7 protein-coding genes are annotated in these 7,425 nt (G+C 71.6%); 1 reads left to right on the top strand and 6 read right to left on the bottom strand.

The features are described from left to right. Nucleotides 1-705 precede the first annotated feature (705 nt). The 6 genes from ACIBKX_RS32655 to ACIBKX_RS32630 all read right to left on the bottom strand — a co-directional run bounded on the left by ACIBKX_RS32655 (nt 706) and on the right by ACIBKX_RS32630 (nt 6,302). The gene (locus tag ACIBKX_RS32655; protein WP_363269676.1) at nt 706-2,130 is read right to left on the bottom strand and encodes a HAMP domain-containing sensor histidine kinase; all 1,425 of its coding nucleotides are present in this window, start codon (nt 2,128-2,130) and stop codon (nt 706-708) included. After that, nucleotides 2,127-2,849, bottom strand: coding sequence for a response regulator transcription factor (locus ACIBKX_RS32650; RefSeq protein WP_363269677.1), 723 nt, complete (start codon nt 2,847-2,849; stop codon nt 2,127-2,129). The genes ACIBKX_RS32655 and ACIBKX_RS32650 overlap by 4 nt, the downstream gene beginning before the upstream one ends. 52 nt (nt 2,850-2,901) lie before the next feature. Then, nucleotides 2,902-3,132, bottom strand: a complete 231-nt coding sequence (locus tag ACIBKX_RS32645; RefSeq protein WP_363269678.1) for a hypothetical protein — start codon at nt 3,130-3,132, stop codon at nt 2,902-2,904. A 46-nt stretch (nt 3,133-3,178) separates the two neighbouring features. Continuing rightward, nucleotides 3,179-4,198, bottom strand: a complete 1,020-nt coding sequence (locus ACIBKX_RS32640; protein ID WP_363269679.1) for a trypsin-like peptidase domain-containing protein — start codon at nt 4,196-4,198, stop codon at nt 3,179-3,181. A 245-nt stretch (nt 4,199-4,443) separates the two neighbouring features. Continuing rightward, a complete protein-coding gene (locus ACIBKX_RS32635; protein ID WP_363269680.1) occupies nt 4,444-5,466 on the bottom strand; it encodes a LacI family DNA-binding transcriptional regulator in 1,023 nt (340 codons plus the stop codon). Nucleotides 5,467-5,489: 23 nt separating this feature from the next. Next, complete coding sequence (locus tag ACIBKX_RS32630) at nt 5,490-6,302, bottom strand: response regulator transcription factor (protein ID WP_363269681.1); 813 nt, start codon at nt 6,300-6,302, stop codon at nt 5,490-5,492. A 255-nt stretch (nt 6,303-6,557) separates the two neighbouring features. Here ACIBKX_RS32630 and ACIBKX_RS32625 point away from each other — a divergent pair, with 255 nt between their 5' ends. Beyond that, nucleotides 6,558-7,415 (top strand): alpha/beta fold hydrolase, encoded by an 858-nt coding sequence (locus ACIBKX_RS32625; protein ID WP_363269682.1) that lies wholly within the window; start codon nt 6,558-6,560, stop codon nt 7,413-7,415. Nucleotides 7,416-7,425: the final 10 nt, after the last annotated feature.

The following is a 7,425-nucleotide window of genomic DNA, read 5'->3' as shown; positions in this document are numbered from 1 at the left end:
GCCGACGCGACCGAAGGGAGCGCCCTTTACAGGGGCGCCGGAACCGCCACACTCCGCAGAAGCCGGGCGGCCCCGGCCACCATCAACGACACCGGCCCACCCCAAGCACCCACGCACGGGCGTCCGCCCTACCCGCTGGCGGCGCCTGTGCCGAACTGGTCCGCAGACGGCACGACGGCCCCGCACCGCCACCGGAGCCAAGCCGGTCTGTCGGGCAACGCCCCTCCCGAGTGGCCGAGCCGTACCGAACCAGTCCGCACCCGGCACGAAAAGTCGAACCGCCCCACCGGACCTCCCCGTGAGCCCCACCCCCGTGGCCGCCCGGTCAAAAGGGTCGCTGCGGTGCCGGAACCGCCATACTCCGGAGCACCGGGCGGCCCCGGTCACCATCAACGACACCGGGTCACGCCACGCCCCCTGCCCCTACGGTCCGCCCACGCCGGGCGTCTGGCCTTGCCGGGGACGGCAGTTTGCTTCAGGTGGGGGCGGGTGGGTGGGGGACAAGCGGTGCCGCAGGATCGCCGGGGCGTGGCACCCCGGCCCGGTGTGGGACGTGCCGCCCCGTCGGGACAGTGCACCGGGCGGCCCCGGTGACGATCGAAGGTGCCGGGTCGTCGAAGTCGCCTCTCCGGCGCCCACGCCGGGCGTCCGCCTCTGTCAGGGGCGGCAGTTCATCGCCGGTGGAGGGCCAAGCGGTGCGCCGCCTCAGTCCTCGAAGCCCGGCGGCGGCGACCCCGCCCCCGGCAGCCGTACCGACGCCACCGTGCCGGTGCCGTCCGCAGCCGGGCGTAGTGCCACCTCGCCGCCCGCCTGGTGCACCGTCCGCGCCACGATGGACAGGCCCAGGCCCGAGCCCGGCAGGCTGCGGGCCGAGGGGGAGCGCCAGAAGCGGTCGAAGACGTGGGGGAGTTCTTCGGGCGGGATGCCGGGGCCGTGGTCGCGTACCGTCAGTTCGCCCGACTGGAGGGCCACCTCCACCGTCGAGCCCGGTGGGCTGAACTTCACCGCGTTGTCCAGGATGTTCACCACCGCACGCTCAAGGGCGGGCGGCTCCGCACGGACGAACCAGGGCGACAGGTCTGCCGTGAAGGTCAGCTCGGGGCCGCGCAGGCGGGCCCGTTCCAAGGCCGCCTCCACGATGTCGTGCACCGCCACCACCTGCACCTTTCCGCTGCCCTGACCCGTGTCCGTACGCGAAAGCTCCTGCAAGTCGCCGATCAGCGAGGCCAGTTCCGTCATCTGTGCCTTCACCGAGGCCAGCAGCGCCTTGCGGTCGTCCGGCGGGATCGCTCGTCCCGTCTCCTCGCTTCGGGCCAGCAGTTCGATGTTGGTGCGGAGAGACGTGAGCGGGGTGCGCAGTTCGTGGCCTGCGTCCGCGATCAGTTGTTGTTGGAGGTCTCGGGACGAGGCCAGGGACGCCGTCATGGAGTTGAAGGACTCCGAGAGGCGGGCGATCTCGTCGTTGCCGTCCACCGGGATACGGAGGTTCAAGTCCTCCGTGCGGGCCACGTGTTCCACGGCCGCCGTGAGCTCATGGACCGGGCGCAGGCCCGTCCGCGCCACCCAGAAGCCGGCGGCTCCGGCGCCGATGACGCCGATTCCGGCGACGAAGGCCAGGACCAGGACCAGGTTGTCGAGGGTGTCGTCGACCTCGCTGAGCGGGCGGGCGACGGTGACGGCCAGGCCCTGCGGGCCGTCCAACGGATAGGTGAGGGCACGGTACTTGGTGCCGTTCGACGCGATCGCCGTGCGGTAGACCTCGGGCGACTCGCGCTTGGCCACGGCGATGTCCGCATCCGTGACCTTGAGGTCCTGGGTGCCGAGGATGGTGCAGTGGCCGCCGCGCTGGTCGACGACCTGGATCGTCTGCTTGAACAGATCGGGGTCGTTCTTGTCCCGGATGACCGAGCGCTGGCAGTTCCCGTCCATGTCGATACGGCTGATCACATCGGCCGTCCGCACCCGATTGGCGCTCAGCGCGTCGTCCAACGAGCTGACCAGTACATTCCGTACGACGAACCAGCACGCCACCGCCGCCGCGGCCACGGCGACCGCCACCGCCGTCGCGACCAGCAATGCGAGCCGCGACCGCAACGGCAGCGCACGGAACCGCCGCACAGCCCCGGTCATTCGCCCGCCCGCAGCACATACCCCACGCCGCGCACGGTGTGCACGAGCCGCGGCTCGCCGCCCGCCTCCGTCTTGCGGCGCAGGTACATGACGTACACATCAAGGGAGTTGGAGGAGGGCTCGAAGTCGAAGCCCCAGACCGCCTTCAGGATCTGCTCCCGGGTGAGGACCTGGCGCGGGTGCGCCAGGAACATCTCCAGGAGGGTGAATTCCGTGCGCGTCAGCTCCACCGTCCGCGCGCCCCGCCGCACCTCCCGCGTCGAGAGGTCCATCCGCAGGTCGGCGAAGGCGAGGGTGTCGCCCTCGTCGGCCTGCCCGGCCGCGGCGGCGTACGAGCTGCGGCGCAGCAGCGCGCGGATGCGGGCGAAGAGCTCGTCCAGTTCGAACGGCTTGACCAGGTAGTCGTCGGCGCCCGCGTCGAGTCCCGTGACGCGGTCGCCGACGGTGTCGCGCGCGGTCAGCATCAGGATCGGGGTCGTCGATCCGGTGGCGCGGAGCCTGCGCGCAGCCGTGAGGCCGTCCATGCGGGGCATCTGGATGTCGAGTACGACGAGGTCGGGGCGGTAGTCGGCGGCCTTCTCCAGGGCGTCGGCGCCGTCGACGGCGACCTCCGTGCCGTACCCCTCGAAGGCGAGGCTGCGCTGCAGCGCCTCTCGCACGGCGGGCTCGTCGTCGACGATCAGGATGCGCTGCTGCTGTTCGCCTTCGGCGGGGCTCATCGTGTCGGTTCCTCGGTTCCTCGGGGCGTGGAGCGGACGGCGGAGTCCGTCTTCAGCCTCGCACGCGGGCGCGGGGCTTGCGGCGTGCCGCGGTGCGCGGGGGCGCCGCCACTTCCGGGGCGCGTCCGGAGGCGGCCGTCGCGCCGTGCAGTTCGTGTGCGACGGCCAGGGGGAGGCCGAGCCCCGCCGGATCGGTGTCGGGGCGGCCCCAGCCGATGCTGACGGCGAGGGCGTGCCGGGCGCGGTTGAGGGTGATGACGGTGCCGGTGCCGGTGGCTGTCATGGTGGGCCTCCTTGAGGGGGTCGTACGGAAGAAGTCCGGTGGTGTGTCAGTCCGTGGCGCCGCTCCGCAGCGTGTCCAGGTCCGCCTTCACCGTGTTGATCGGGATCGCGAAGCCGAGGCCCACGCTCCCGGAGCCCGAATCGGCGCCCGCCTGCGACGAACTCGGCGAGTACATCGCGGAGTTGATGCCGATGATGTTGCCGTTCATGTCGATGAGCGCACCGCCGGAGTTGCCGGGGTTGAGCGAGGCGTCGGTCTGCATGGCCTTGTACGTCGTCTTGGACGAGCCGGTGTCGCCGTTGAACTGTTCGCCGCCGTACTCGAAGGGCCAGCCGCCGTCGCCGCCGCCGGGCTGCTGCTGTCCCTCGTCCGTGGAGACGGTGACGTCCCGGTCGAGGGCGGAGATGATGCCGCTGGTGACGGTGCCGGTCAGGCCCTCGGGGGAGCCGATCGCCACGACGTCGTCGCCGATCTTGACGTTGTCGGAGTTGCCGAGGGTGGCGGCCTTCAGTCCGGACGCGCCCTGCAGCTTGATCAGCGCGAGGTCCTTCTTGCTGTCGGTGCCGACGACCTTCGCGGTGTACGACTTTCCGTCGCTCGTCGTCACCTTGATCGACGAGGCCCCGGAGATCACGTGGTTGTTGGTGATGATCTCGCCGTCGTCCGAGATGATCACGCCGGAGCCGGTGGCGGAGCCCGCGTTCGACGTGGCGCTGATCTCGACGATGCTGGGGCTGACGGCCTCGGCGACGCCGGAGACCGTGCCCTTCTTGCTGGTCGGTACGACGTCGGTGCTGGTGGCGCTGGTGCTCGACGAGCTGTCGTCCCCGGTCAGCTCCTGGAAGGCGTACGCGGTGCCGCCGCCGACGGCCGCCGCCGCGATGGCCACGGCCGCGAGCAGGGCCAGGGGCCCCTTCGCCCGCCGCCGGCGCGGGGGCTTCGGCGGCTCTTCCGGCGCGAAGGCGGGCGGGGGCGGGTAAGCGCTCCCCGGCGTACCGCCGTCGTGCACAGGCGCGGAGGACTGGTGCTGGGGGTACTCGCCGCTCGGGCGGAAGGTGTCGGTCATGGGTTCCAGGCTGCTGGGCGTTCATGAGAGGCGGCTGAGTGCGCCCTGAGAACACCGGTAGAAGCTCGTTTGCCCGATATAAAAGCCCGGAGGGGCAGACCCGGAAGGTCAGGCCCGGAGGGGCAGACCCGGAAGGTCAGGCCCGGAGGGTCAGACCCGGAAGGTCAGACCCGGAAGGTCAGGCCCGGAAGGTCAGGCCCGGAAGGTCAGGCCCGGAAGGTCAGGAGGGGCAGAGCCCCGGAGGCCTAGTCGCAGCCGCAGGACCTGCGGACCACCAGACGCGACGGGAACAGCTTCAGCCGCTCCCTGCGTGAGCCCGCCACCCGCAGCCCGTCGTCCAGGACCAGGTCCACCGCGGCCCGCGCCATCGCGGGGCGGTCCGATGCCACCGTCGTCAGCGGCGGGTCCGTCAGGCCCGCCTCCTTCACGTCGTCGAAGCCGGCCACGGCCAGCTCCCCCGGTACGTCGATACGCAGCTCCCGCGCCGCCCGCAGCACGCCGATCGCCTGGTCGTCGGTGGAGCAGAAGATCGCCGTGGGGCGGTCCGGGCCGGACAGCAGGCCCAGGGCCATCTGGTACGCGTCGTACCGGTTGTACGGCGCCTCGAAGAGCCGCCCCTCCACCGAACGCCCGGCCTCCTGCATGGCTCGCCGCCAGCCCTCGACGTGGTCGGAGACGGGGTCGCCGACGGTCGGGGTCTCGGCCGTGCCGCCCACACAGGCGACGTACTCATGGCCGTGTTCGAGCAGGTGCCGGGTGGCCAGCTGGGCGCCGCCCAGGTCGTCCGTGACGACGGCGACGTCGTCGATCGCCTCGGGGCGCTCGTGCAGCAGCACCACCCGCGCGTCCCACGCGTCGATCTCGGCGGCCGCCTGGTCCGTCAGGCCGTGGCTGACGAGGATGAGGCCGGAGACCCGCATGCCGAGGAACGCCCGCAGATAGTGGGCCTCGCGCTCGTCCACGTAGTCGGTGTTGCCGACCAGGACCATTTTTCCGCGCTCGGAGGCCGCCTGCTCCACGGCATGCGTCATCTCCGCGAAGAACGGCTGCCGCGCGTCCGGCACGATCATGCCTATGAGGTCGGTGCGCCGCGACGCCATCGCCTGGGCCACCCGGTCCGGCCGGTACCCCAGTTCCTTGATCGCGGCGAGTACACGCTCGCGCGTGGCCGGGGCAACCGGCCTAGGTCCGTTGTTGATGACATAGCTGACGACGGCGGTGGAAGTACCCGCAAGTCGCGCCACGTCATCCCGAGTCACCTTGGCCACGCGCGGAGTCTACGCGGATGGAACTACCGCTGGGCAGGGCGTACGGCAGCTTCCTTCGGAGCGGACGCCACCGCGGGGGCCGTCTCCTCGGGGGTCCGCGCCCGCTCGCCCTCGGCCTTCGGCCGTGCCGCCTTCGCCTTCTCCTCGTCGGCCGCACGTTCGACCTTCTCGGGGGTCACAAAGCGATAACCGACATTCCGGACGGTTCCGATGAGCGACTCGTGCTCTACGCCGAGCTTCGCGCGCAGACGCCGTACGTGTACGTCGACCGTCCGCGTGCCGCCGAAGTAGTCGTAGCCCCAGACCTCCTGGAGCAGCTGGGCGCGGGTGAAGACGCGGCCGGGGTGCTGCGCCAGGTATTTCAGGAGCTCGAACTCCTTGAAGGTCAGGTCGAGGACCCGGCCCTTCAGCTTCGCGCTGTACGTCGCCTCGTCCACGGAGAGATCGCCGTTGCGGATCTCCATGGGGGAGTCGTCGGCCACGATCTGCTGCCGGCCCATCGCGAGCCTCAGCCGCGCCTCGACCTCGGCGGGGCCCGCCGTGTCCAGGAGTACGTCGTCGATGCCCCAGTCGGCGGTGACGGCCGCGAGGCCGCCCTCCGTCACCACGAGGACCAGCGGGCAGCCGGGCCCGGTGGAGCGCAGGAGCTGGCAGAGGCTGCGGACCTGCGGGAGGTCACGGCGGCCGTCGATCAGGATGACGTCGGCACCGGGGGTGTCGACGAGGGCCGGGCCTTCGGCGGGGGCGACCCGCACGTTGTGCAGCAGCAGGCCGAGGGCGGGAAGCACCTCCGTCGACGGCTGGAGGGCATTGGTGAGGAGCAGCAGAGAACTCATCGCCGCTCACCTGCCACGGTCGTCCTACGGTCGTGCACGTTTCGCTCGCCCATAACGTCGGTTCCTCCTCGGTCCCTGCGAGGACGTTTACGGCACTGCTTCGTACGTCGGGGGCCCCGCGCCCTGGGATCCCCTGCGCGCCGTTCCCCGGCTCTGTAAACGACCGATGCGCTCCGCCGTATACAACGCCTCAGAAAGCACGAAAGGACCCGGGGGCTTCGCTGCCCGGATCCTCTGCCAAGGAGAATAACCCACATGACTTCCGGTCCGGCAGGCCAAGCGGCGGGATCTTCTGTGCCGCCGATCACTCGCGATCCGTCCCGCGTTCAACGCCGCGCCACGCTCCGTACACAGGACGGAGTCGGCATCGACGCGGCGTACGACCCCGGACCCGACCCGGCGGGAGAGCTCGCGATCGTGCTGGCGCACGGCTTCACGGGCGACCTGGAGCGGCCGCACGTGCGCCGCGCCGTCGGCGTCTTCGCCCAGCGTGCGGCCGTGATCACCTTCTCCTTCCGGGGGCACGGGGCGTCCGGCGGGCTCTCCACGGTCGGCGACCGCGAGGTGCTCGATGTGGCGGCCGCCGTGGAGTGGGCGCGCTCGCTCGGGCATGCGCGGGTGGTGACCGTCGGCTTCTCGATGGGCGGCTCCGTGGTGCTGCGGCACGCGGCGCTGAGCGGTCCCGCGCATGGGGGGCGCACGGAAGCGCGGGTTGACGCCGTCGTCGCGGTGAGCGCACCGGCCCGCTGGTACTACCGGGGGACCGCGCCGATGCGGCGGCTGCACTGGCTGGTGACGCGGCCGGTGGGGCGGGTCGTCGGGCGGGTGGGGCTGCGGACCCGCATCCATCCGCACGAGTGGGACCCGGTGCCGCTCTCGCCGGTCGAGTCGGTGCCGCTGATCGCGCCGACCCCGCTGCTGATCGTGCACGGCGACCGTGACCCGTACTTCCCCGTGGACCACCCGCGGATGCTGGCCGCCGCCGCGCGGGGCGGGGCCGAGCTGTGGCTGGAGCGGGGGATGGGGCACGCGGAGCACGCGGCGGACGACGCGCTGCTCGGTCGGATCGGCGAGTGGGCCACGGCATCATGGACGTCGGCAACCGCCGAATGAGGACTGAGAG

It is taken from the genome of Streptomyces sp. NPDC050658 (assembly GCF_044457025.1).
Taxonomy (GTDB): domain Bacteria; phylum Actinomycetota; class Actinomycetes; order Streptomycetales; family Streptomycetaceae; genus Streptomyces.
Note: the sequence above shows the minus strand (reverse complement) of the source record. Positions and strands in the feature narration are given on the sequence as shown.

What these genes read in the sequence shown, in the direction of transcription:
- ACIBKX_RS32645 (WP_363269678.1), bottom strand. Translation starts at nt 3,132, where the DNA reads ATGACAGCCACCGGCACCGGCACCGTCATCACCCTCAACCGCGCCCGG.
- ACIBKX_RS32650 (WP_363269677.1), bottom strand. Translation starts at nt 2,849, where the DNA reads ATGAGCCCCGCCGAAGGCGAACAGCAGCAGCGCATCCTGATCGTCGAC.
- ACIBKX_RS32655 (WP_363269676.1), bottom strand. Translation starts at nt 2,130, where the DNA reads ATGACCGGGGCTGTGCGGCGGTTCCGTGCGCTGCCGTTGCGGTCGCGG.
- ACIBKX_RS32630 (WP_363269681.1), bottom strand. Translation starts at nt 6,302, where the DNA reads ATGAGTTCTCTGCTGCTCCTCACCAATGCCCTCCAGCCGTCGACGGAG.
- ACIBKX_RS32640 (WP_363269679.1), bottom strand. Translation starts at nt 4,198, where the DNA reads ATGACCGACACCTTCCGCCCGAGCGGCGAGTACCCCCAGCACCAGTCC.
- ACIBKX_RS32625 (WP_363269682.1), top strand. Translation starts at nt 6,558, where the DNA reads ATGACTTCCGGTCCGGCAGGCCAAGCGGCGGGATCTTCTGTGCCGCCG.